We start from the raw sequence: 21,446 nt of genomic DNA, 5'->3' as shown, positions 1-21,446 counted from the left end.
GACCGGGCTTCGTGCGCCCGGAGGAAAGGTGTTACCGAGTCGGTTCGCGTCGCCGGGTCGTCTCTGAAACCGCCGTTTCAGACGGCCTCCGGTCCGGTCGTGCCGGTGCGGACCTGCAGCGCGTCCTCGACGGGCATGATGAACACCTTGCCGTCGCCGGGCTCCCCGGTTTTTGCGCCCTCCTTGATCGCCTCGGCCACCTCGTCGGCGGGAATGTCGGCGACGACGATCTCCACTTTCACCTTCTGGTGGAGGTCGACGACGAACTCCTCGCCGCGCCACTGACCGGTTTTGGCGGGCTGGGAGCCGCGCCCGGAGACGTTCGTCACGGTGAGCGACGGCGCGCCGATCTCCGCGAGCGCAGTCTTCACGTCACCGAGTTTGTCCGGGCGGATGACCGCGGTGACCATCTTGATCTCCGTGCCGGGGTCCTCGCCGCCGTCCGCACGGGGCGAGTCGTCCGTCGTGTCGACGATACCGCCGTCGGCTGCCACGTTGGGCTTGCCGAACTCGGGATAGGTGTCGACGCCGTGTTCGGCGATGTCCAGACCGTCACGCTCGTGTTCGGGCGTGACGCGGGCCTGGCCCATCGCCTTCAGCGCGCCCCAGACGGCGGCGGTCGCGAGCACGGTCCACACCGTGATGACGGCGACGCCGACGATCTGCGGGACGAACGCGCCAGCCTCGATGGAGAGGATGCCGCCGGCGATCAGCCCGCCGCCGACCGCGCTCCCCTCGATCGACCAGAGCGGGTAGAGGATCAGCCCGAGCATCCCCGCGCTGCCGTGGACGGGGAAGACGGCACAGACGTCGTCGATCTTCAGCGTCTTCTCGACGAAGCGGAAGACGAGCGGGAGCTGTGCGCCGGCGAGGAAGCCGATCGCGATGGCGCCCATCGGCGTGATCAGGTCGGTCGGCCCGGTGACGCCGACGAGCCCGGCGAGCATGCCGTTCGCGACGTACAGGGTGTCGACCTTTCCGTTGAGGTACAGCGAGACGCTCGCCGCGCCGATCGCGCCGAGCCCCATGCCGAGTGCGGTGACCATCGCGACGCTGCCGACGTACGCGAAGTCGGCGAGTTCGATTCCGCCAGCATCAGTCATTCCCAGCGGGTCGGCGGCGGTGCCGACGTTGAAGCCGAACCAGCCGAAACAGAGGATCAGCGTGCCGAGCACGGCAAACGTCATCGAGTGACCGGGAATGACGTTCGTGGAGCCGTCGTCGGCGTACTTGTCCATGCGGGCGCCGAGGACGTACGCGGCGGTGAGGCCGGCGACGCCGCCGACGCCGTGAACGACCATCCCACCCGCGAAGTCAGCGAAGCCGAGACTCGCGAGGATCGGCGCATCGGCGCCGGGCGCGTACCACACCATGCCGGCAACGACGGGGTAGATAACCGCGGCCAGCAGGAAGGTGTACGCGACGTACGCGCGGAGCTTCGCGCGGCCGGCGACCGCTCCACTCACGATGGTCGCGGCCGTCATCGCGAAGACGGCGCTGAACAGCCAGAGCGTCCACCCCGTGTCCGCGCTCTCGCCGAACATCGTGAGCGCGGAGGCGTCACCGCCGGCGAGAAGCGAGCCGACGTTGTTCGAGATCCCCATACCGACCACGAAGAAGACGCCGATACCGACTGCCCACGTCAGCATGTTCTTCGTCAGCTGGTTGGCGACGTTCTTCGAGCGCACCTGGCCCGCCTCCAACATGGCGAAGCCGGCATGCATGAAGAAGATGAGGAAGGTGACCGTAAGCCACCAGGTCAGGTTGACCCCCGTCACGAGTGCCTCCACGTCGCTCGCCGTCAGCTCCAGTAACAGTCCCATCACTGGGCATCACCCCCCGAAGTCGGGAGTACTGATGAACGTTCGTGTGCCATTTCACCGGTAGTCGCTGCGTTCGTAGCGTGAATCACGTCTAGCTTTCCGAGAAACACCATACATAAACCCACCAGTACGGATTCAAACAAAATTCGTGGAAAGATACGATGATCGTCCAACCTTGGAGGCGATTCGAGGAATATAAGGACGTATTCCTGACAGAGACGTTGCAATATTTGCGACAGTTGTGGACAGGCGTAGTGTTGGTTAATTGAAAGACTCGCAAGAATTGTCAGCGCATGGCAGTTCGACGGCGCGCGCGGATGTTGCGGCGGCTTTTGCCAGGTGTGTTTGCGGGCTCCAAGGAAGAGAATCGAGGATACAGCCCGCTAACTCGGACCACACGGGAGATTCGCGTCCGCAAGAAAGAAAGCGGACGTTCGTCCACCGGAATGCGGACACGACGCTGCGCTCCCGCCAGCGACGATTCCCGCGGCGGCGCTCATGGACGATAGTCGACGGAAAAACGGGGGAACGTGGGAGGAAAAAGCGAGGCGGGGGGAGGAAAGCGAGGAAGGGGGAACCGTCGAGAGCGTGGCGTCGGCCGATCGACGCCGTGAGACGGCGCTACTCGGGTTTGAGGCCGGCGCCCTGAACGCGCATCACGGCCTCACCGTCGGCGAGGTTCGGCGCGTCGATGAGCCGGACGATCCGCTTGTCGCCTTTCGACTTGCGGAGGTAGATCCGGAAGGTGGAGGCGTGGCCGAGGATGTTGCCGCCGATCGCCTGCGTCGGGTCGCCGAAGTAGGAGTCGGGGTTGGAGGCAACCTGATTGGTGACGAGGATGGCGGTGTTGAACAGGTCACCGAGCCGCATGAGGTCGTGGAGGTGTTTGTTGAGCTTCTGCTGGCGCTCGGCGAGCTCGCCACGGCCAACGTACTCCGCACGGAAGTGGGCGGTCAGCGAGTCGACACAGACGATCCGGATGGGCCAGTCGGTCTCCTCGTGCTCGCCGGCGAGCTCCTTGGCCTTCTCGGCCAGGAGGATCTGGTGGTTGGAGTTGAACGCCTTCGCGACGTGGATCTGGTCGAGGAACGCGGCGACCAGCTCCTCCATCGCCTCCTCGTCGGCGGGCGTCCCCTCGATCTCGCGGCGCTCCATCTCGTCGGCGAGGATGTCGTCGTCGAGCCCGCGAACCATGTCGTCGATCCGCTCGGGGCGGAACGTGTCCTCGGAGTCGACGAAGATGCAGCCCCCGTCCAGCCCGCCGTTCTCCTGTTCGAGCTGAACGTTGACCGCCATCTGGTGGGTCACCTGCGACTTGCCGGCGCCGAACTCGCCGTACACCTCGGTGATCGACTGGGTCTCCATTCCGCCGCCGAGCAGGTCGTCGACCTCGTCGATCTGCCAGGAGAGCTTGCCGATCTCCTCGCGTCGTTCGAGCACGGTGGCGCCCGTCTCGAAGCCGCCGACGTCGGCCGCTTCGCGGGCCGCGTTGATGATGTCGCTCGCGGACGATTCGCCGATGTCCGCCGTGTTCGACAGCTCGCCGGGGCTGGCGACGGCGATCGACTGGTAGCTTTCGAATCCTGAATCGACGAGTTTGTCGGCGGTTGCCGGGCCGACTCCGGGAAGGTCCTCGAGTTCGTCTTCGGGCATGTACCAACGGCTTGTTCGGCTTCGGGTATAAACCCTCGTTAACAGCAATGTGAAAGTGGAATGGCGGCGGGGTCGGCCGTGCGGACATGGCGCGCTATCGCACAAGAGGCTCGGGGCGGTGAGGCCGTAGACGCCAGGGTGAAACTGGTCGGCGAGACGGGAGCGACGGAGAAACGTGCGGCCGCTCAGAACCCGACGCGGCGCACGTAGGAGAGGTCGCGGATCTCCACGAGGAGGTCGCCGTCGAGGTCGGCGTCGGTGATCACGTACAGCTTGGGGTCGTCGGTGAACTCGGGGTCCTCGCTGATCACCTGACGGATCGAGACGCCGTGGTCGGCGAGGATGCCGGTTACCTCCGCGACGATGCCGGACTCGCCGGCGGACGCGACCTCGATGGTGAGGACGGTGAGGTCGAGGACGGGCGCGAGGTCCATCAGGCTCGGGATGGAGGAGATGTTGGCGAAGATCCGGCGCAGCTCCGGGTCGGCCAGGATCGCGTCGGTCGTCGAGTCGACGACCCGCCGGTCCACGTCGAGCTCGCGGGCGATTCCCGTGTACGGGATCTCGATCCCGCCGGAGACGACCCGACCTTCCTCGTTGACGGAGAATCCGCGCTCCAGGAGGAGCCGGATCACCGCCTGCTGGCTGGGTGACCCCTCGAACTTCTCCAGAATCTCGTCGAACATCGCTTGTAGTCGGTCGTCGCGGCGGGCGCTTAAAAGGCCGGGTGGGCGGTCACCAATGGTAATTGCGGAACGACCGGCCGTCTCCGCGCGGCTTTTGGCGTCCGCCGGCGAATCCGAGGTATGACCGACGCCTCCACCCACGGTTTCGGCGACGCTGACGCCGCCGAGGTTCTCCACACCATCCCCGACGCGCCCGACGGCATCCGCTTCCGCGAGGCAACGCCCGCCGACGCGGAGCGGCTCGCCGAGGTGTACGTCTCCGCGTACGCCGAGATCGTCGAGCTGGGCTACCGCTCGGGCGCCAGCGACGTGGACGCCGGCGACCTCCGCGAGTGGATCGACGAGTCGCTGGCGTTCCCCGTCGCGGTGCAGGCGCCCGACTGCGGGAACGACGGGATCACCGGCCAACGCGGACTGACCGACCACGACGCCGGCGAGATCGTCGGCGCCTGTCGGATCCGCGAGAAGGAGCGGTGGGACGTGCCCGAGCTCTGCCGGCTGGCGGTCCACGAGGCGCACAAAGGGGAGGGGATCGGCAGCGCGCTCCTCTCTCACGGCGAGGCGTGGTTCCGCGAGCAGGGGTTCGACCGCGTGCGCATGCGGAGCTACACCGACCACCCGTACCTGCTCGACATGTACGCGAAGCGCGGCTACGAGGTGGTCGCCGTGTACGAGCTCGACGACCACGACTACGACGTGCCGACGCTCGAAAAGCGGCTCTGACCCGGAACGAACCCATCCTCGGTCGCCGACGGGCCACAGCCCTTTTTCAACTCCCGGCCGCATGCTCGTGCATGACCCGTGCCAACATCGACGTCGAGGATCTGCTGAAGATCGTCCTTGCGCTCGTCGTGCTGTGGCTGCTCCTCGAGATCCTCGGCACGCTGTTGAGCATTACTGCCACCGTGTTCAACGCGTTGCCGGCGATCATCGCGATCGCCATCGTCGTCCTGATCGTCCTCTACCTCACGGACAACCTCTAATGTTCAGTCTGAACGTCCCGCTCCCGCCGGCAGTCGAGCAGCTCGCCGACGAGCTCCACCCGAAACTGGCGGGGTTCGACCGGCTCCGCAACCGCCACACGCTCGTCTGCAAGCGCTTCGGCGTCGGCGACGTGACGGGTGGCGGCCGTGCCGGTGGTGCGCCCGGCGGCCGCGGTGGGACACCTGAAAAGCCGGTCGCGCTGGCGACGCTCCGCGAGGAGCTGCGCCCGCTGCTGGCCGGCACCGACCCCTTCGACGTGCGAGTGACGGGGATCGACGCGTTCGAGGCGCCCGAACAGGGTCCCGGTCCGGTCGTCTACCTCGCCGTCGAGAGCGGCACCCTCAAACGAGTTCACCGACGGCTCTGTGGCACGTTCGACCCCGTCGAGGGGATCGAGGGCGACGACTACGTCCCCCACGTCACGCTCGCGCGTGGCGGCGATCCGGAGGCCGTCGAGCGTCTGCTGGAGACGAAGATCGAGCCGGTTGAGTGGCGCGTCCACGCGCTGGACGTGTACGACCCGGACTTCCGAGAAACGGCCGCCACGATCGAGTTGTAGCCGTCGGCGACGCCGGAGTCGTCGCCGTTGTAGCCTGCCGACGAACGAGAGAACCCGGAGACCGCTACGCGGAGCCGTCCAGCTGCTTGACGCGCTCGATCAGCTCGTCGACGGCGACCGACTGCCGGTCCGTCGCGTCGACGATGCGCTCGGTGGCGTCCTCGGTCCGGTTCGACCGCTCGCGGACCGTCTCCAGCGTCGCGGTGAGCTCCTCGACGGTTGCGGCCTGGTCGTCCGTGGCCCGGGACACCTCCGCGACGCCGTCCGCGGCTTCGTCGACCGCCTCGGCGATCTCCTCCAACGAGCCCAGCACGGTCTCGATCTCCTCGCCTGCGTCGTCGATCCGCTCGTGTGAGCGCTCGACCGCCGTCGAGGTTTCGGACGACTGCGCTTGCAGCTCCGCGAGGCTCTCCGTGATGTCCTCGGTGTGGCCGCGGGTCTCGTCGGCGAGCTTCTTCACTTCCTCGGCGACGACGGCGAAGCCGTCGCCCCCGTCGCCCGCACGAGCGGCCTCGATGTTGGCGTTGAGCGCGAGCAGGTTGGTCTGTTCGGCCACGTCGGAGATGACCTCGATCACCTCCTCGATGTCGTCCATCCGGTCGGAGAGCCGGCCGACGCTGTCGACGAGCTCGTCGCCGATCTCGACGACGTCCTCGGTGGCCTCGCGGGCGTCCTCGCTGGCGTCGAGCCCCTCCTCGGCGGCCTCGCTGGCGGCGGACGCGGCGGCGTCAACCTGGTCGGCCGTAGCGGCGACCTCCTCCATGCCGGCGGAGAACGTCTGCATCTCGGAGACGCCCTCCTCCAACAGCTCGTTCTGCTCGCGGACGTTGGTCGCGATGTCGTCGGCCGCCGCACCCGCGTCGTCGACGGCCGACTCCAACTCGGCCGCCTGCTGGTTCACCCGGGCGGTCAGCTCCTCTAGCCCATCGGCCATCCCGTTGACGGCGTCCACGACACCGACGAGATCGTCGTCCAGGTCAGCACGGTGGTCCGCCGGCCGCTCCGCGCGAGCGTCGAGGTCGCCCTCCCCGATCGCGGCGGCGGTGTCGGCGATTTCACGGACCAGCGCCTGTGTCGCGTCGCGCTCGCGAACGTTCTCGGTTCGGTCGATGACGACCTCCACGACACCGACGAGTTCGTCCCCGTCGCACAGCGGCGTCGCGGTGAACTCGATATGCTTCTCCTCGTCGTGTCTGTCGATCATCGTGCTCGTGTCGCGGTAGCGGTCGACGACGGCATCCGGTCGCTCGATGCCGAACTCCTCGTCGGCGGTCTCGGGTGCGGTGAGCACCTTATCAGCGAGCGTGTCCGCGCGCCGCCCGTCGGGGTAGAACAGCTCGGAGACGTGGCCGTGGCCGACGGCATCCTCCCGATCGACGCCCGTAAGCCGAGCGATCGACTCGTTCCACTCCGCGACGTTTCCGTCCGCGTCCAGAACGAACGTCGGAACACCCGTGGCATTGAACGTCTGCTCGAAGCCGGCACGCAGGAGCGTCTCCGCCCGATTCACGCCATCCTCGTCGGTGATGGTGTACTCCTCGTCGTCCGAGTCGTCGTGATCGTCGGCCTCCGTACCGGACGGTCCTCCGGCGGGCGTCGCCTCGCCCTCGACGGCCACCCCGCCGTCCGTGACCGATCGCTCGAAACGGGACGAGCCGAGCAGTCGTCGAACGCGGTCGCGAAGTGAACTCATGGTTGCCGAAACCTCGACCGAGCCTCGGGGTAAAGATGAGGGGCCAATATTCAGGATCGATAACCAGAGGGAGAAATGAACGGTGGAGCGATAGCACACTCCGGTCAGCGTGTTCGCTGGATCCGCCGTCGCAGCGTTCAAACGCGCTCGGCGGCTACTTCCGGTCGATGGACGCCGCCGACGTTCGTGAGCGCGCCGCCGACCTCCCCACGGAGCCGGGCGTCTACCAGTTCCGTGCCGACGATATCACGCTGTACGTCGGGAAGGCCGTCGACCTCCGCGACCGCGTGCGATCGTACGCCGATCCTCGATCCGGCCGCATTCGGGGAATGGTCGCCCGCGCCGACGACCTGGAGTTCGCGGTCACCGACACCGAGACGCAGGCGTTGTTACTGGAGGCGAACCTCATCAAGCGGCTCCAGCCCCGGTACAACGTCCGGCTGAAGGACGACAAGTCCTACCCGCTGGTCCAGTTCACGGACCACCTAGTCCCGCGGATCGAGGTGACGCGTGACCCCGATGAGGGAGCGACGGCATACGGCCCCTACACGAGCAAGGGGCGCGTCGAGGCCGTCATCAAGGCGGTTCGCGACGAGTACCGGCTGCGTGGCTGCTCGGACCACAAGTACGACAACCGAGAGCGTCCCTGCCTCGACTACGAGATGGGGATCTGCTCGGCACCGTGTACGGGCGAGATCGACCCGGACGCCTACGCCGAGGACGTGGCCGCCGCAAAGCGTTTCTTCGAGGGAGAAACCGGCGTTCTCGCGGACCCGCTCCGCCGGCGGATGGAGGCTGCCGCCGAGCGCGCGGAGTTCGAGCGAGCCGCGAACCTCCGGGACAGACTGGAAGCCGTCGAGGCGTTCCACGGCGAGGGTGGCGAGGCGGTTGCTGGCCGTTCCGACGACCGGACGGTCGACGTGCTCGCGGCCGCCGTCGCCGGCGACGAGGCGCGGGTCGCCCGGCTTCACAGCGAGCGTGGACAGCTCGTCGACCGGAGTCGCCACCGGCTGGACGCCCCCGAGGTGGCGGCAGCGGGCGATAGCGAGGGCGGTTCCGCGAGCACGGAGGACCTCACCCCGGCCGCGGTGCTGTCCGCGTTCCTCACCCAGTACTACGCCGAGCGGGAGTTCCCGGACGCGGTGCTGCTCGCTGAGCGTCCGGCGGACTCGGACGTGGTCGAGTGGCTGGAGGCCGAGGGCGTCGCCGTCCGGGTGCCCGGCGCCGGTCGGGAGGCAAAGCTCGTCGAGCTCGCGTTGAAGAACGCCCGCAAGCGTGGCGGTCGAGAGAACCCGGGCGGCGAACTGTCCGACCGCCTCGGGATCGAACGCCCGGAGCGGATCGAGGGGTTCGACGTGAGCCACGCGCAAGGAACCGCCGTCGTCGGCTCCAACGTCTGCTTCGTCGGCGGGGGCGCCGAGACGAGCGACTACCGGCGCAAGAAGCTCACCGAGCGCAACGACGACTACGCCAACATGCGGGAGCTGGTCCAGTGGCGCGCGGAGCGCGCCGTCGCCGGACGAGACGACCGGCCCGATCCGGACCTGCTGCTGATCGACGGCGGCGAGGGGCAGCTGGCGGCCGCACGCGAGACGCTCGACGCGGTGGGCTGGGACGTACCCGCCGTCGGGCTCGCGAAAGCCGAGGAGCTGGTCGTGACACCCGACGGGACGCGTCGCTTCCCGGACGATTCCGCGGCGCTCCACCTCCTCCAGCGGGTTCGCGACGAGGCGCACCGCTTTGCGGTCCAGTACCACCAGACGGTGCGCGACGAGGTCCGCACGGTGCTCGACGACGTGCCCGGCGTCGGCCCGGAGACCCGCAAGCGACTGCTCCGACGATTCGGCTCCGTCGAGAACGTGCGGGCGGCGTCGGCGTCCGACCTCACCGACGTGGAGGGAGTCGGTGACCGGACGGCGGAGACGCTACAGGAGCGACTGTAGCCGTCGCTCCGAGAAGGAGCGGAAGCTGAGTGCTAACAGGCGGCGCCGCGCGACCCGGAACGACCGCCGCGCACCCGCCACCCGTTCCGGGGTGGACACTACGTCACGTTCCGGGTTGGCCGCGGCTTCGTATTTAAAAGAACGGGTGAAACGCGGCGCGGGCGCTTACGCGATCTTCTCGTACTGCTCGGAGAGCTTCTCGGCGGCCTCGTCGAGCAGCTCCGTCTCGTAGTCGTCGAGGTCCCACTCGACGATCTCCTCGACGCCGTTCGATCCGAGCTTGGCAGGGACGCCGAGCGCGGTGTCGTCGTAGCCGAACTCGCCGTCAAGCACGACGGAGCAGGGGAGCACCTCGCCGGTGTCGTTGAGGATCGCCTCGACGGTGTGGGCGACGCCGGTGGCGGGCCCCCACTGGGTGGCTCCCTTGCGCTCGATGACGTCCATCGCGGATTCTTGGAGGTCGCCGAGGATCTCCTCGCGCTCGTCGGCGTCGAAGGCGGGGTCGCGACCGTTCACGCGGACCTTCGAGAAGACGGGCGCCTGCGCGTCGCCGTGCTCGCCGAGGATCGTCGCCTCGACGTTCTTGACGGGCGCGTCGAAGCGCTCCGAGAGGACGTACCGGAAGCGCGCGGAGTCGAGCCGGCCGCCGAAGCCGACCACCTTGTGCCGGTCGCGGTCGCCGGCCTCGTAGAGGTGGCGGTTGAGCAGGTCGACCGGGTTGGAGGTGGTGACCGTGACGAAGTCGTCGTTGTGCTCGGCGAGTTGGCTGCCGATATCCTCCATAATCGGGGCGTTGTCGCCGGCGAGGTCGATGCGGGTCTGACCGGGCTGGCGCGGGATGCCGGCCGTAATGACGACCACGTCCGAGCCGGCGGTGTCCTCGTACTCGCCCTGCCGGACGGTCGTGTTCGAGTCGTAGGCGACGCCGTGGTTCGTGTCGGCGGCCTGGCCGATGGTCGTCTCCCGCTGGTCGGGAATGTCCACGAATACGAGCTCGTCAACTACGTCACGCAGTGCGAGGTTGTAGCCGGCCGCGGCACCCACCGTGCCCGCGGCGCCGACCACGCTAACTTTCGTCATACCACGTAAACCGGGGATCGGATCCCGAGTAAACGTTTCGGAATACGGAGTAGAGACCCTCATTCGTCGGTGTGTGGTTTCGTCGAATGTCGAACTATGTTGGGTTCAGTGGTGGTGGGCGTGCGCCGGCGTGCTCTGGGCCGAGCGTTGACGAAACCCCTAACTCCGGGGGACGCACACTGGTCGGTAGTGCCGACGTTCCACTACCCGTGTCCGGGCTGCCGCACGACCAACAGCCTCCACGACGTCGATTGCCAGTTCGAGGGCGTGAACTGGCCCGCCATCGAGAAGGCGTACACGGACCTGCTGGCGGTGCTCTCGGCGGAGCCCGACGGCATGCCCGAGCCGATGCTCCGCGAGGCGGTTCACGGCGAGTGGGGTGGCCTCCACAAGGCCGCGCTCGACGCGCTCGAACGCGACCAGCGCGTGACCCGCGACGACGGCGCCGTCCGCCTGCTTACCGCCGCGGAGTTCAAGGAGCTCGTCTCGGAGCCGACTCGGGAGCCGATGCGCACGGTGTACGAGCACGGCTCCGTTCCCGGCTGTCACGACAACGCTGTCTTCGCGATGGTCGCCTGGTACGAGATGGTGGGCCTCTCGTGGGCGGAGACGAAGGAGAACGTCGTCGAGTGGCTCCGTGTCTCGGGCGCGTGGGACCGCGGCGGCTTCGAGGAGTCCTCGCCCGAGGAGCTCGTCGAGAAGAAGCGCCACGTGTACGACGAGGGATATGGGTGGAAAGAGAAGGGGCAGGCCGCAAAGCGAGTGATCGAACAACACCGCTGAGCCCACGACAACTTTAGGGCGCGGTCGCCCTATTTTCCCCCAATGATCGCCGACGCCCTCCCGACGTGGTTCGTCGTCGCGTCCGCGGCGGGCGGGATCGGTGCGCTCGCGCTCGCGTGGTTCCTCCGCGAGCATCGAGGTAAGCCCGGCGTGGATTGGTTTTTCGCCGTCTTCGGCGCACAGGCGTTGTGGTGTCTGGCGTACGCGGTCGGCTTGCTCGTCAGCGACCCTGCCGTCAGCGAGGCGCTGGAGACGCTGGTCTGGGTCGGCATCATCTGGACCGGCGTCGCCTTCCTCGGGTTCGCGCTGGAGTACTCCGGCCGCGCTGATGTCGCCCACGGGACGACGTTTCACGCCGTGCTCGGCTTCGGCGTGCTCTCGACGGCGGTGCTCCTCACCAACTCGTTTCACGGCGCGTTCTGGACCGGGTTCTCGGTCGAGTCCGCCTTCGGGCTCCCCGTCGGAAGCTACGCGTTCGGCCCATGGGCGTATCTCGTCATCGCCGTCCTGCTCGTTCTCGTCGCCAGCGCGGTGTTCCTGCTGGTGGACACGCTGCTCAGCTACGGACCGCTCTATCGCGCCGAGAGCGCCGCCGTCGCACTCTCCCCGCTCCCGCCCGGATTAGCGCTCGTCGCGTGGGCGCTCGGCGTCGGGCCGGCGACGCCTCTCCAGCTGGCGCCGCTTATGTTCGTCCCGCACGTGCTGCTCGACGGGTACGCGTTCGGCCGTGCGGAGATGTTCGAGCGCAATCCGACGACCAGCCGTGCCGCCGAGCGCACCGCCATCGACGACCTCACCGACCCCGTGCTCGCGCTGGCGCTCGACCGGCGGATCGTCCGGCTGAACCCGGCGGCCGAGTCCCTGCTCGGCGTCGACGCCCAAACGGCGCGCGACCGTCCCATCGACGAGTTCCTCGAGGTGACGGTCGAGCCGGATGTCGACGCACAGCTCACGGTGAACTCGGCCGCGGGACGCCGGACGTACGCCGTCTCCACCGCCCGACTCACCGACCCTAACGACACGCACGTCGGCTACACGGTCGTCCTCACGGACGTGACCGAACGGGAGCGCCGCCGTCAGCAGCTGGAGGTGTTCAACCGCATTCTCCGACACAACCTGCGGAACGACGCCGGCGTCGTCCACGGCTACGCCGAACTGCTCGTCGAGCAGGTCGACGACCCGGAACTAGCTCCAATGGTCGACGCCGTCGAGCGACGGTCGCGCGCACTCCGGTCGCTCGGAGAGAAGGCCGCCACCGTCGACGATCTGCTCGGCGAGGCGAAGCCGACGACCGCGTCGCTGGCGGGGCTCGTCCAGCGGGCGGTCGACGACGTTGCGGAGGCGTATCCGGACGCGGACGTGCGCGTCGACGCCGAGTCGGACGTGACCGCCTCGTTCCGTGAAGCCGCGGTGCTGGCGATGGTCGAGAATCTCGTGGAGAACGCGCTGGAACACCACGACGGCAAGGGCGTCGAACGGGAGGACGGCGGGCCGTGGGTCCGGATTCGGGTGGGCGTCGACGAGACTGCGGAAGGACGTACGGCGACGCTCAGCGTGAGCGATGACGGCCCCGGCGTTCCCGACCACGAGATCGAGGCGGTCGAGTCGGGGCAGGAAACGGCCTTAGAGCACGGCTCCGGGCTCGGAATGTGGGTGGTGGCGTGGGCGGCCGACGCGCTCGGCGCGACGGTCGAGTACGCCGACCGGACTCCTCGTGGGACGACGGTTACCGTTCGGCTGCCGGTCGAGACCGCTACAACAACAGACTGACCACGGCCAGCACCAGAAACACCACGACGAGGATCTTCGCGATCTCCATCGTGAGCCCGGCGACGCCGCGGAACCCGGCGACGCCGGCGATCACGGCGAGGATGAAGAAGGTGATCGCCCAGCCGAGCAGCCCGTCGCCGAGCACCTGTGCGGGGCCGAACGCGGTCGCGACCGCCGGCGTGAGTGGTGGCATGGCTGACGGTTCAGCTCCGGGAGGGAAAAGGGTGGTCACCGACTGGTTCGCGGGTCGTCGGCGTGGGTGCGGATGGGAGTGCGAGCGCGTCCGCCGTCGCTCAGTCGCTCTGGATGCGCGGCGCGAGCATGAACGTCACGTGGCCGAGCCCCTCGCCGAAGCCGTAGTGGAGCTTGACGGGGAACTCCTCGCCGAGCTCGACGGTGACCTCGGCGTCCGACGGGATCGCCTTGTTCATGTCCTTGAGGTAGTCGAGGCTGAACAGCGAGTCCGCGGGGCCGGCGGTGAACGCGATCAGGTCCTCGCGGCTGAGCTCGAGGTCGACGTCGTCGGTGTCGCCCTCGGCCTCGATGAAGAACGACTCGGCGGCCTCGTCGACGCGCAGGCGGATGTGGTCGGAGACCATGTCGGCGGCTTTCACGCCGCGGTCGAGCTGGGCGCCCTCGACGACGATCTCGGCGGGGAGATCGAGGTCCGGGATGTCCGGCTCCTGGCGGATCGAGTCGGGGTCGATGAGCGCGAGGGTGTAGCTGAGTCCGTCGATCTCGATGTGGAGCTTGCGGGTCTCCTCGTCGAGTTCGAGGTGGATGAGGTCGCCGGCGTTCGCCATGCCGGCGATGTCCTCCAGCCGTGCGAGGTTGACGCCGATGACGCCGCCGTCGGCCTCGTAGGACTCGAAGGCGGCGGCCTCCAGCGTGAGGTCGACCATGCCCACGTTGGCGGGATCGACGGCGGTGATGGAGAGTTCCTCCTCGTGAAGGCGGATCTTACACTCGTCGACGAGCACGCTCACCGAGTCGAGCGCGTCCTGAAACGTCGACGCGTCCACGATGGCCTTGAACATATACTGCGGGCTACGTCGGTATCCCCTAAAAAGCCACTCAATCCGAATAGCGCGTGCGCACGCGTTGCGAGAATGACCCGTGCATCCCCGTGTACACCCAGCTACCCGCCAACGGACGCGGCCCACCCACACCGGCCAGTCCACGCCGGCGCGCCCGCGAGCGCCCTTATAAGGGCGCGAGCGGCGCGCGAGGGAGGCGGGAGCGCGCCGGCGGGTGGTGCGGTCCGCCGGCGTGCTCTCCGCCGAGGCTGGGGAGGCGTGAGGTGCGGTGCTGTGCGGTCGGGTGGGGACTCAAAAGGGCAGCGGGCTCCGGGAAGACGGCCGTAGCAAGCACCGCAGCGGGTGGTGCGGAGAGCGAGGAGCGCAGCAAGGGTCCCGCGAGCCTGCGAGCGGGACGACGGAAGTCGCAGCCGGCGAGCGCTTAAAAAGCGCGAGACGGACCGTCTTCCGGAACCCTCGACCGGAGCCTGCTGGGGCTTTGCAGGTGTTCGCCGGCGTTCTTGCGACTCAACTCGCTTATAAGGAGCCGGCTGGGGCTTTGGAGGTGGTCGCCGGCGCGCTCACCCCACCACCCACCTATATGAGCGGTTCGACGAGTTCCCGCCCCACCTCCAGCAGCCCCTCGACGCCGGCGTCGGTCTCGGCTTCGGCGTACACCCGGAGCTTCGGCTCCGTCCCCGAGGGACGGACGAGCAGCCACGAGCCGTCGTCGAGCAGCAGTTTGAACCCGTCGAGCGTCACCACCTTCGCGACCTCGTGGCCGAGCACGTCGTCGGGAATGTGGTCCTCCAGTTCCTCGAGAACGGCCGCCTTCCGTGCGTCCGCGCAGTCCAGCGAGGTTTTGCCGGCGGCGATCGCGCCGTGCTCGTCGAGCAGACGGTCGACGCGGTCGTCGAACGGCTCGTCGACCTCGGCGGCGGCCGCGAGCAGCGCCATGAGGACGCCGTCCTTCTCGCGGACGTGGCCGCGGATGGAGAAGCCGCCCGACTCCTCGCCGCCGAACAGCGCGTCGTGGTTCGCCATCGCCTCGGCGACCCACTTGAAGCCGACCGGCACCTCGATCGCCGCCTCGCCGTGCGCCTCCGCGATGCGGTCGACGAGGAAGGTGGTCGAGACGGTGCGGACCGCCGGCCCCGAGTCGTCCTCTAACAGCCGGTCGTAGCAGGCGGCATAAAAGAGGTTGGCGTCGAGCACGCCGCGTGCGGGCGTGACGACGGCGATCCGGTCGGCGTCGCCGTCGTTGGCGATCCCGAGGTCGGCCTCGCCGGCGGTGACGCGCTCCGCGAGCGCGTCGAGGTGCTCCGCGCTCGGCTCGGGCGGAGTGCCGCCGAACGTCGGGTCGCGGTCACACCGCAGCCGGGTCACCTCGGCGCCGGCGGCCTCCAGCAGAGCGTCGGTGACGCCGCGGCCGCTGCCGTGCATCGCGTCGTACGCGACCGTCAACCCGTCGAGCGTGTCGGCATCGGCGTCGAGCCGGTCGCGGACGGCGTCGGCGTGTGCAGCCACGAGGTCGACGCGGCGGATCTCGCCCCACTCCGACTCCGGGAGTGGTGCGGGTTCGGCGAGCCGCTCCTCGATGTCCTCGGTCACCGCGGGGAGCGCGGGGGCGCCGTCGCTCGGGATGAACTTCACGCCGTTGTACTCCGGCGGATTGTGCGAGGCCGTCACCATGCAGGCGCCGGCGAGCCCGTGGTCGACGATGGCGTGGGCGACGACCGGCGTCGGCACGTCGCGCTCCGGGAGGAGTACGTCGAAGCCGTTGCCGGCCAGCACTTCCGCGAGGCTCTCGGCGAACCCCTCGCTGGTCTCGCGGGCGTCGTACCCCACGGCGACGGGCGCGGTACGCCCCTTCGCCAGCAGGTGGTCGGCGACCGCCTGCCCCACACAGCGCAGGCGCTCGTCGGTGAAGGTGTCGAGCGTCGCGCGCCAGCCGTCCGTCCCGAAGGAGATGGCGTCCATACGCGTCGTGTCGACCGCCGTCACCATAACGGCGACGACAGGCGAGAAACGCGACGGCGGACTCGCATCCACGACGGCGAACTCGTGGCGCTTTTGCTGCTGTCTCTCCCACGTCCGGCAATGCCCCGCATCGTCGCCATCTCCGGCAGTAGAAGCACGAACAGCACCACCAAACGCGCACTCCGGGTCGCGCTCGACGGCGCGGCGGACGCCGGCGCCGACACACACCTGATCGACCTAGCAGGGGTCGACCTCCCGCTGTACGACCCCGAGAAGGACGACCAGGGCGACAGCGAGCGCCTCTGCCGACTGGTGCGGGAGGCCGACGGCGTGCTGGTCGGCACCCCCGTCTATCACGGCACGCTCTCCTCGACGTTCAAGAACTTCCACGACTACTGCGGCTTCGACGAGTACGAGACCACCGCCGTCGGGCTGTTGGCGACCGCCGGCGGCGGCTCCTACGGCGGCACGTTAGAGCACATGCGCGCCACCATCCGCAACGTCCACGGCTGGACGGTCCCCCACGAGGTCGGCATCGAAGGCGCTTCCCGAGCGTTCGACGACGACGGAACCCTGACGGACGAGACGCTCCAGCAGCGAACCGAGAAGCTCGGCCGCGTCGTGACCGAGCACGCCGAGCGCCTGCGGGACTGAGCACCGAACGACACCGTCTACCTCGCGTCCATGCCGACCAGCTGCTCCTTTTCCGTCCGCGAGAGCTGCTTGATGGCGTACTCGCGGGACATCGCCGACGATTTCGAGTCGAACGACTCGACGTGGACCAGCGTGACGGGGGTTCGGCCGCGAGTGTACTTCGCGCCCGCGCCGGCATCGTGTTCGGCGACGCGCCGCTCCACGTCGGTGGTGTAGCCGGTGTAGAGGCTGCCGTCGGCACACTCGATCACGTAGACGTGGTGGTCGGACACGGGCGGCGCTACGACGGCGACGGACAAAGAAGCCCTGTTCGCGAACCGCGCGACGGCGGCCGCCGCCGGTCGCCCGACGGCTTCGGGGAGCGCGTGCGGGGCCGCATGCAGGTCGATCCCCGTGCGGTTCCGGCTACTCCTGCGTGCGGGTGCGGTCCCGTGACACTTCAGCGATCCCGGCGTTCGCGGCGCAAGCGGGACACGCGTTGAGGTGTCCGAGCTCGTCGGCGAACACGCGAGCGAAGCGGTCCGAGACGTGTGACCCGCAGTGGTCGCAACTTGGCATGTTGGACCGGCATCCACCGCTGCCGGTGGACGTAGTATGTGACCAAGCGACAAATACCCTTCCGAAACCCCGGATCCACGGGGGATATCGGCGCTTCCCGCACCGGCCTGCACCGTCCCGCGCAGTCCGTCACTCCCCGCGGGCGGCGTCGACCGCGCGGGCGACGAGCCCCGCCTGCGCGCCGGCGACGAACCCGGCGTCGACGTTCACCGTCGAGAGCACGGTACACGACTGGAGCGTGCCGTACAGCGCCGCTTTGCCCTCGCCGCCGACGCCGTAGCCGGTCGAGACGGGAAGGCCGATGACGGGCGCGTTCACGAGCCCGGCGACCACCGTCGGAAGCGCCCCCTCGCGGCCGGCGGCGACCACGACCACGTCCGCCTCCCGGATCCGGTCCACCTGGTCGAGCGCGCGGTCGATGTTGGCGACGCCCACGTCCTCGATCAGGTCCACGTCCGCGCCGATCTCGCGGGCGACCAGCGCCGCTTCCCCCGCGACCGGCGCGTCCGAGGTGCCCGCCGTCACCACGGCCACCGCGGCGTCGATGTCTGGGGGGTCGAAATCCGCAGCGTGAACCGTCACCGTCCGGGTTCGGTCGTCGTGGGTCACCGTCGCGTCGGGGGCGGCGTCCGCGACGGCCTCGCGGATCCCCGCCGCCGTCTCGTCGTCGGTGCGGGTGATCAGCGCACGGCCGGTCGTCTCCAGCGCGGTGACGGCGAGCGCGGCCGTCTCCGCCGGCGTCTTTCCCTCCGCCAACACCGCCTCCGGAATCCCCCGCCGGCGCTCGCGGTCGGCGTCGAACCGGCCGGCCGTCGTCGTGGCGTAGCCCGAGAGCCGCGCCTCGGCCTCCTCGGGGCCGATCTCGCCCGCGGCCAGCGCCTCAAGCGTGTCTCGCATGGTGGGGCCAAGTCCGCGAAGGCGCTCGAAGCTGTCGGTCCGCCCCGAACGACCCCGCAACTTTTATTGTCGCCGGTCGTCGGCGACCCTCGCGAACCGCCCGCACGGCGTCCCTCGCGGTCGAATTCAGGAACTCTTATTAAGTGTGGATGGATACCGGGAACTGCATGGCAGACCTCATTGTCAAAGCGGCAGTCAAGGAAGCGCTGGACGACAAGAACGTCGCTTCGGACTTCTACGACGCGCTGGACGACGAAGTGGACGAGCTGCTCGAAGACGCTGCCCGCCGCGCCGAGGCCAACGACCGGAAGACGGTCCAGCCTCGCGACCTGTAACCAGGCCGCATCTTCAGTTCTCCTTTATTTTGCCGCCCGCGAGCGGCGGCTTCATCCAAACCCGGCAGCGTCGACGCTTACCGCTCCCACACGCTGACGCCGTCGGCCGTGCCCACGTGAATCTCGTCGGCGAGCCCGACGAACAGCCCGTGTTCGACGACGCCCGGCGTGTCCGCGAGCGTCGCCGAGAGGTCGCCGGGCTCCGGGATCTCGCCGAACGCGCAGTCGAGCACGAGGTTCCCGTTGTCGGTGACGACGGGACCGTCCTTGCGCTCGGCCCGGCGGAGTTCGGGCTCGCCGCCCGTCGACCGGACCGCCTCGGCGACGACCGTCCGCGCCGCCGGCAGCACCTCGACGGGAACCGACCGGTCGAGCGTCGCGGCCGTCTTCGAGGGGTCCGCGACGACGACGAACCGCTCGGCCGCCGCGTCGACCAGCTTCTCGCGGGCGTGTGCGGCCCCGCCCCCCTTTATCAGGTCGCCGTCGGCCACCTGGTCCGCGCCGTCGATCGCGAGGTCGATCCCCGGCGCGTCCGGCCCGACGACCTCGTCGAGGTCCGCCAGCGGGATCCCACACTCGCGGGCGAGTTCGCGCGACGCGAACGACGTGGGCACGCCGCGCACGTCCAGCCCGTCGTCGACGGCCCGGCCGATGGCGCGGGTGGCGTGGGCCGCGGTCGACCCCGTTCCGAGCCCGACCACGTCGCCGTCGGCGACCTCCTCGGCGGCCGCCTCGCCCGCACGCCGCTTCTGTGCGTCCGTTCCGCCGCTCGTCTTCATGGATGAGCCGTGGACGGCCCCCCTCAAAAAGCCGCGTGGGGTCGACCCAGCGCGGCCAAACACCTTTGAGGGTCGTTGCCGAACCGCACGCGCATGGTCCCCTCCACGCTCGCGGTGCGCTGGGTCCACCTCGTCGCGCTCGGGGTGATGCTCGGCGGCGCCGCCCTCCTCGCGGTGACGGATCGCACGCCACCCGAACTCCTCGCCCGCTACGAACTCGGCTTCTGGCTGGCGCTCGGGGCGGTGGTCGTGACCGGCGTCGGCAACGCCGGCGCGATGGCGCCCGCGGTCCCCGGCCCGGAGACGCGGTGGGGGCAGCTGTTCGGCCTGAAGCTCGTCGGCGTCCTCCTGCTGGTCGCCTTCTCCCTCGTCCGCACGGGGGTCGTCCGCGACCGCACGCCCGAGGCGGGGTCCGTCCGCGGCTGGTACGCCGTCACCGCCGGCTGGGTCGCGCTGCTCGCGGCGCTCGCGGTGGTGATGGCCCGTGGCTGACCGGCTCACGACGCTCGCGTTCGCCACCGCGCACGTCGGCGGGCTCGGCGTCCTCGCCGTCCTCCTGCTCCACTGGCAGGGGGCGCTCGGCGGCGCCCTCGAACCGCTGTCGACGACCGTCGGCGTCGCGCTGTTCCTCGCGCTGTGGGCGATCACGCTGGCGACCCACCACTGGGGCTTCCGTCTGACGCCGCCGTGGTCCGTCGCCGCGGGCGGGCTCGCCGCCGACGCCACGCTCACCGGCGAGCGCTCCGCACCCCGCTACGTCGCCGTCGGCGGCGCGGCGGGGGCGGTCACTGGCGCCGGCTTCTTCGTCACGCTCGTCGGCGGTACCGTCGTCGCCACGATCGCGGGCGACCCGAGCTCGCTCACCGGCGTCACCGACCCGACCGTCCTGTACGAGGTGGGGACGCTGCTCGCGCTCGTGCTCTCCGTCGGGACGGTAATCGCGCTGACGGTCGGGGCAGTCGTCGGACTCGCGACGGCGACCATGGACGTCCTGCTGGTGGGCGTCGTCGGGCGGCTGACCGACGACGGACCGACGGCCGTCGACGGGTGACTCCGGAAAGCGACGGTGACCCGTCCGCCACCTCGGCCGGATCGGTCGAGCACCGCCTCAGTCGAGTCGATCGAGCACGGCGTCGGCATCGTACGCCAGCGTCAGCTCCCGGGAGCGGCCGCGTCCTTCGACCTCCGCGTACTCCGCATCGATGATGCCGAGCTGGTCGAGCTTGTTGATGATCTCGGAGTAGCGGGTGTAGCCGAGCTCCGTGTCCTCGTGGAACGCCTCGTACACGTCGCCGGCGCGCTCGCCGTCGTGCTCCGCGAGGACGCGGACGAGTGCGCGCTCGGAGTCGGAGAGTCCGCGGAGCGACCGCGAGAGGTGGACGTACTTCGACTTGTCGTAGGCCGACTCCACGTCCTCGGCCGCGATGGTCCGGGAGGCGCGCATCTCGGCGTTGAGCCCGGCCCGGCGGAGAAGGTCGATCCCCACGCGGAGGTCGCCGGTCTCCGCGGTCTTCTCGGCGACGAGTTCCAGCTCCGCGTCCTCAACGACGCCCTCGTGGAAGCCGCGTTTGGCGCGCTCGTGGAGAATGTCGTAGATTTCATCGGCGTCGTACACCGGGAAGTACACCTCCTCGGGCCGGAACACCGACTGGACGCGGGTGTCGAGCTCGTCGATCGCGTCGAGCGAGAGGTCCGAGGAGACGACGATGACGCCGATCTTCGCGCCGGAGTGCGCCTCGTGGGCGCGTAGCAGCGAGTAGAGCGTGTCCGACGCCTCGTTCTCGTAAAAGAGGTAGTTGACGTCGTCGAGCGCGACGACGAGCACCTCGTCCTCCTCGACCAGCCGGTCGGTGATCTGCCCGAACAGCTTCTTGAAGGAGATCCCCGAGGAGGGTGGCTCGTACTCGAAGATCCCCTCGAACAGCCGCGAGAAGACGGCGTAGCGGGTGGAGTCGACCTGGCAGTTCACCCGGACGGTGCGCACGTCGGTGCGCGCGCGGAGCTCGCCGAAGAGCTTCTGGACCGCCGTCGTCTTGCCGGTCCCCGGCGGGCCGCGCATCATCGTGTTCAGCGGGCGGGATCCTCTGACGGCGGGCCGGAGCGCGTACTTGAGGCTCTCCAGCTGGCTCTCGCGGTGGCGGAACGTCTCCGGCACGTAGTCGATCTCGAACACCGACTCGTCCCGGAAGACCGACTCGTCCCACGAGAGCATGTCGCCGTCGGCGTCCCCGTTCATACGGAGACAACCTCGGG

23 protein-coding genes are annotated in these 21,446 nt (G+C 69.1%); 10 read left to right on the top strand and 13 right to left on the bottom strand.

Features of this window, described 5'->3' with window-relative positions; all coding sequences use genetic code 11:
* Window positions 1–77: 77 nt before the first annotated feature.
* The 3 genes from ACYQ07_RS09565 to trpY all read right to left on the bottom strand — a co-directional run bounded on the left by ACYQ07_RS09565 (window position 78) and on the right by trpY (window position 4,162).
* On the bottom strand, window positions 78–1,823 hold the full coding sequence (locus ACYQ07_RS09565; RefSeq protein WP_459880613.1) for an ammonium transporter: 1,746 nt from the start codon (window positions 1,821–1,823) through the stop codon (window positions 78–80).
* Window positions 1,824–2,444: 621 nt separating this feature from the next.
* The gene (gene radA / locus ACYQ07_RS09560; RefSeq protein WP_459880610.1) at window positions 2,445–3,476 is read right to left on the bottom strand and encodes a DNA repair and recombination protein RadA; all 1,032 of its coding nucleotides are present in this window, start codon (window positions 3,474–3,476) and stop codon (window positions 2,445–2,447) included.
* A 185-nt stretch (window positions 3,477–3,661) separates the two neighbouring features.
* Window positions 3,662–4,162, bottom strand: a complete 501-nt coding sequence (gene trpY / locus ACYQ07_RS09555) for a TrpY family transcription regulator (RefSeq protein WP_459880607.1) — start codon at window positions 4,160–4,162, stop codon at window positions 3,662–3,664.
* Between the two features lie 120 nt (window positions 4,163–4,282).
* On the opposite strand from trpY, the gene ACYQ07_RS09550 reads away from it, so the two are divergent.
* The 3 genes from ACYQ07_RS09550 (at window position 4,283) to ACYQ07_RS09540 (ending at window position 5,705) form a co-directional block, all read left to right on the top strand.
* Window positions 4,283–4,885, top strand: a complete 603-nt coding sequence (locus ACYQ07_RS09550) for a GNAT family N-acetyltransferase (protein WP_459880605.1) — start codon at window positions 4,283–4,285, stop codon at window positions 4,883–4,885.
* Between the two features lie 71 nt (window positions 4,886–4,956).
* Window positions 4,957–5,145, top strand: a complete 189-nt coding sequence (locus tag ACYQ07_RS09545; RefSeq protein WP_459880602.1) for a DUF7554 family protein — start codon at window positions 4,957–4,959, stop codon at window positions 5,143–5,145.
* Window positions 5,145–5,705, top strand: coding sequence for a 2'-5' RNA ligase family protein (locus ACYQ07_RS09540; protein ID WP_459880599.1), 561 nt, complete (start codon window positions 5,145–5,147; stop codon window positions 5,703–5,705). The genes ACYQ07_RS09545 and ACYQ07_RS09540 overlap by 1 nt, the downstream gene beginning before the upstream one ends.
* Window positions 5,706–5,769: 64 nt before the next feature.
* Here the strand turns inward: ACYQ07_RS09540 and ACYQ07_RS09535 are convergent, their stop codons facing one another.
* Window positions 5,770–7,398 (bottom strand): methyl-accepting chemotaxis protein, encoded by a 1,629-nt coding sequence (locus ACYQ07_RS09535; RefSeq protein WP_459880596.1) that lies wholly within the window; start codon window positions 7,396–7,398, stop codon window positions 5,770–5,772.
* A gap of 167 nt (window positions 7,399–7,565) precedes the next feature.
* Here ACYQ07_RS09535 and ACYQ07_RS09530 point away from each other — a divergent pair, with 167 nt between their 5' ends.
* Complete coding sequence (locus ACYQ07_RS09530; protein ID WP_459880593.1) at window positions 7,566–9,341, top strand: excinuclease ABC subunit C; 1,776 nt, start codon at window positions 7,566–7,568, stop codon at window positions 9,339–9,341.
* 165 nt (window positions 9,342–9,506) lie between these two features.
* Here the strand turns inward: ACYQ07_RS09530 and mdh are convergent, their stop codons facing one another.
* Window positions 9,507–10,421 (bottom strand): malate dehydrogenase, encoded by a 915-nt coding sequence (gene mdh / locus ACYQ07_RS09525; RefSeq protein WP_459880590.1) that lies wholly within the window; start codon window positions 10,419–10,421, stop codon window positions 9,507–9,509.
* Between the two features lie 189 nt (window positions 10,422–10,610).
* Between mdh and ACYQ07_RS09520 the strand changes: the two genes are divergently transcribed.
* Both ACYQ07_RS09520 and ACYQ07_RS09515 read left to right on the top strand, forming a co-directional pair.
* Window positions 10,611–11,204: a DUF7474 family protein gene (locus tag ACYQ07_RS09520; RefSeq protein WP_459880587.1), complete on the top strand. Its 594-nt coding sequence runs from the start codon at window positions 10,611–10,613 to the stop codon at window positions 11,202–11,204.
* Between the two features lie 42 nt (window positions 11,205–11,246).
* Window positions 11,247–12,974, top strand: coding sequence for a histidine kinase N-terminal 7TM domain-containing protein (locus tag ACYQ07_RS09515; RefSeq protein ID WP_459880584.1), 1,728 nt, complete (start codon window positions 11,247–11,249; stop codon window positions 12,972–12,974).
* Here ACYQ07_RS09515 and ACYQ07_RS09510 read toward each other — a convergent pair.
* From ACYQ07_RS09510 to ACYQ07_RS09500, 3 genes are all read right to left on the bottom strand, one after another.
* Complete coding sequence (locus ACYQ07_RS09510) at window positions 12,958–13,167, bottom strand: DUF1328 domain-containing protein (protein WP_459880581.1); 210 nt, start codon at window positions 13,165–13,167, stop codon at window positions 12,958–12,960. The genes ACYQ07_RS09515 and ACYQ07_RS09510 overlap by 17 nt on opposite strands.
* A 100-nt stretch (window positions 13,168–13,267) precedes the next feature.
* A complete protein-coding gene (locus ACYQ07_RS09505; RefSeq protein WP_459880578.1) occupies window positions 13,268–14,011 on the bottom strand; it encodes a DNA polymerase sliding clamp in 744 nt (247 codons plus the stop codon).
* A 576-nt stretch (window positions 14,012–14,587) separates the two neighbouring features.
* On the bottom strand, window positions 14,588–15,970 hold the full coding sequence (locus tag ACYQ07_RS09500) for a phosphoglucomutase/phosphomannomutase family protein (protein WP_459880576.1): 1,383 nt from the start codon (window positions 15,968–15,970) through the stop codon (window positions 14,588–14,590).
* Window positions 15,971–16,090: 120 nt separating this feature from the next.
* Between ACYQ07_RS09500 and ACYQ07_RS09495 the strand changes: the two genes are divergently transcribed.
* Complete coding sequence (locus tag ACYQ07_RS09495) at window positions 16,091–16,624, top strand: NADPH-dependent FMN reductase (protein WP_459880573.1); 534 nt, start codon at window positions 16,091–16,093, stop codon at window positions 16,622–16,624.
* 17 nt (window positions 16,625–16,641) lie between these two features.
* Here ACYQ07_RS09495 and ACYQ07_RS09490 read toward each other — a convergent pair whose 3' ends face one another.
* From ACYQ07_RS09490 to larB, 3 genes are all read right to left on the bottom strand, one after another.
* Window positions 16,642–16,896: a GIY-YIG nuclease family protein gene (locus ACYQ07_RS09490; RefSeq protein ID WP_459880570.1), complete on the bottom strand. Its 255-nt coding sequence runs from the start codon at window positions 16,894–16,896 to the stop codon at window positions 16,642–16,644.
* Window positions 16,897–17,029: 133 nt separating this feature from the next.
* A complete protein-coding gene (locus ACYQ07_RS09485) occupies window positions 17,030–17,182 on the bottom strand; it encodes a DUF7563 family protein (RefSeq protein ID WP_459880567.1) in 153 nt (50 codons plus the stop codon).
* A gap of 129 nt (window positions 17,183–17,311) precedes the next feature.
* Entirely contained in the window at window positions 17,312–18,079 is a 768-nt protein-coding gene (gene larB / locus ACYQ07_RS09480; protein ID WP_459880564.1) for a nickel pincer cofactor biosynthesis protein LarB, read from the bottom strand.
* 167 nt (window positions 18,080–18,246) lie between these two features.
* Here larB and ACYQ07_RS09475 point away from each other — a divergent pair, with 167 nt between their 5' ends.
* Window positions 18,247–18,414, top strand: coding sequence for a DUF1931 family protein (locus ACYQ07_RS09475; RefSeq protein WP_004047560.1), 168 nt, complete (start codon window positions 18,247–18,249; stop codon window positions 18,412–18,414).
* A gap of 77 nt (window positions 18,415–18,491) precedes the next feature.
* Here ACYQ07_RS09475 and rpiA read toward each other — a convergent pair whose 3' ends face one another.
* Complete coding sequence (gene rpiA, locus ACYQ07_RS09470; protein WP_459880561.1) at window positions 18,492–19,193, bottom strand: ribose-5-phosphate isomerase RpiA; 702 nt, start codon at window positions 19,191–19,193, stop codon at window positions 18,492–18,494.
* A 93-nt stretch (window positions 19,194–19,286) separates the two neighbouring features.
* Here rpiA and ACYQ07_RS09465 point away from each other — a divergent pair, with 93 nt between their 5' ends.
* Window positions 19,287–19,685, top strand: a complete 399-nt coding sequence (locus ACYQ07_RS09465) for a CopD family protein (protein WP_459880558.1) — start codon at window positions 19,287–19,289, stop codon at window positions 19,683–19,685.
* Window positions 19,678–20,244, top strand: a complete 567-nt coding sequence (locus ACYQ07_RS09460) for a DUF7965 family protein (protein ID WP_459880555.1) — start codon at window positions 19,678–19,680, stop codon at window positions 20,242–20,244. The genes ACYQ07_RS09465 and ACYQ07_RS09460 overlap by 8 nt, the downstream gene beginning before the upstream one ends.
* A 57-nt stretch (window positions 20,245–20,301) precedes the next feature.
* Here ACYQ07_RS09460 and ACYQ07_RS09455 read toward each other — a convergent pair whose 3' ends face one another.
* Complete coding sequence (locus ACYQ07_RS09455) at window positions 20,302–21,429, bottom strand: ORC1-type DNA replication protein (RefSeq protein WP_459880552.1); 1,128 nt, start codon at window positions 21,427–21,429, stop codon at window positions 20,302–20,304.
* Between the last annotated feature and the right edge of the window lie 17 nt (window positions 21,430–21,446).

This window comes from Halorubrum gandharaense (assembly GCF_054654575.1).
This window is presented reverse-complemented; position numbering and strand designations above follow the sequence as displayed.

What these genes read in the sequence shown, in the direction of transcription:
- ACYQ07_RS09550 (WP_459880605.1), top strand. Translation starts at nt 4,283, where the DNA reads ATGACCGACGCCTCCACCCACGGTTTCGGCGACGCTGACGCCGCCGAG.
- trpY (WP_459880607.1), bottom strand. Translation starts at nt 4,162, where the DNA reads ATGTTCGACGAGATTCTGGAGAAGTTCGAGGGGTCACCCAGCCAGCAG.
- ACYQ07_RS09545 (WP_459880602.1), top strand. Translation starts at nt 4,957, where the DNA reads ATGACCCGTGCCAACATCGACGTCGAGGATCTGCTGAAGATCGTCCTT.
- rpiA (WP_459880561.1), bottom strand. Translation starts at nt 19,193, where the DNA reads ATGAAGACGAGCGGCGGAACGGACGCACAGAAGCGGCGTGCGGGCGAG.
- ACYQ07_RS09495 (WP_459880573.1), top strand. Translation starts at nt 16,091, where the DNA reads ATGCCCCGCATCGTCGCCATCTCCGGCAGTAGAAGCACGAACAGCACC.
- ACYQ07_RS09510 (WP_459880581.1), bottom strand. Translation starts at nt 13,167, where the DNA reads ATGCCACCACTCACGCCGGCGGTCGCGACCGCGTTCGGCCCCGCACAG.
- ACYQ07_RS09505 (WP_459880578.1), bottom strand. Translation starts at nt 14,011, where the DNA reads ATGTTCAAGGCCATCGTGGACGCGTCGACGTTTCAGGACGCGCTCGAC.
- ACYQ07_RS09515 (WP_459880584.1), top strand. Translation starts at nt 11,247, where the DNA reads ATGATCGCCGACGCCCTCCCGACGTGGTTCGTCGTCGCGTCCGCGGCG.
- radA (WP_459880610.1), bottom strand. Translation starts at nt 3,476, where the DNA reads ATGCCCGAAGACGAACTCGAGGACCTTCCCGGAGTCGGCCCGGCAACC.
- ACYQ07_RS09500 (WP_459880576.1), bottom strand. Translation starts at nt 15,970, where the DNA reads ATGGACGCCATCTCCTTCGGGACGGACGGCTGGCGCGCGACGCTCGAC.
- ACYQ07_RS09565 (WP_459880613.1), bottom strand. Translation starts at nt 1,823, where the DNA reads ATGGGACTGTTACTGGAGCTGACGGCGAGCGACGTGGAGGCACTCGTG.
- ACYQ07_RS09455 (WP_459880552.1), bottom strand. Translation starts at nt 21,429, where the DNA reads ATGAACGGGGACGCCGACGGCGACATGCTCTCGTGGGACGAGTCGGTC.
- larB (WP_459880564.1), bottom strand. Translation starts at nt 18,079, where the DNA reads ATGCGAGACACGCTTGAGGCGCTGGCCGCGGGCGAGATCGGCCCCGAG.
- ACYQ07_RS09540 (WP_459880599.1), top strand. Translation starts at nt 5,145, where the DNA reads ATGTTCAGTCTGAACGTCCCGCTCCCGCCGGCAGTCGAGCAGCTCGCC.
- ACYQ07_RS09530 (WP_459880593.1), top strand. Translation starts at nt 7,566, where the DNA reads ATGGACGCCGCCGACGTTCGTGAGCGCGCCGCCGACCTCCCCACGGAG.
- mdh (WP_459880590.1), bottom strand. Translation starts at nt 10,421, where the DNA reads ATGACGAAAGTTAGCGTGGTCGGCGCCGCGGGCACGGTGGGTGCCGCG.
- ACYQ07_RS09535 (WP_459880596.1), bottom strand. Translation starts at nt 7,398, where the DNA reads ATGAGTTCACTTCGCGACCGCGTTCGACGACTGCTCGGCTCGTCCCGT.
- ACYQ07_RS09485 (WP_459880567.1), bottom strand. Translation starts at nt 17,182, where the DNA reads ATGCCAAGTTGCGACCACTGCGGGTCACACGTCTCGGACCGCTTCGCT.
- ACYQ07_RS09475 (WP_004047560.1), top strand. Translation starts at nt 18,247, where the DNA reads ATGGCAGACCTCATTGTCAAAGCGGCAGTCAAGGAAGCGCTGGACGAC.
- ACYQ07_RS09465 (WP_459880558.1), top strand. Translation starts at nt 19,287, where the DNA reads ATGGTCCCCTCCACGCTCGCGGTGCGCTGGGTCCACCTCGTCGCGCTC.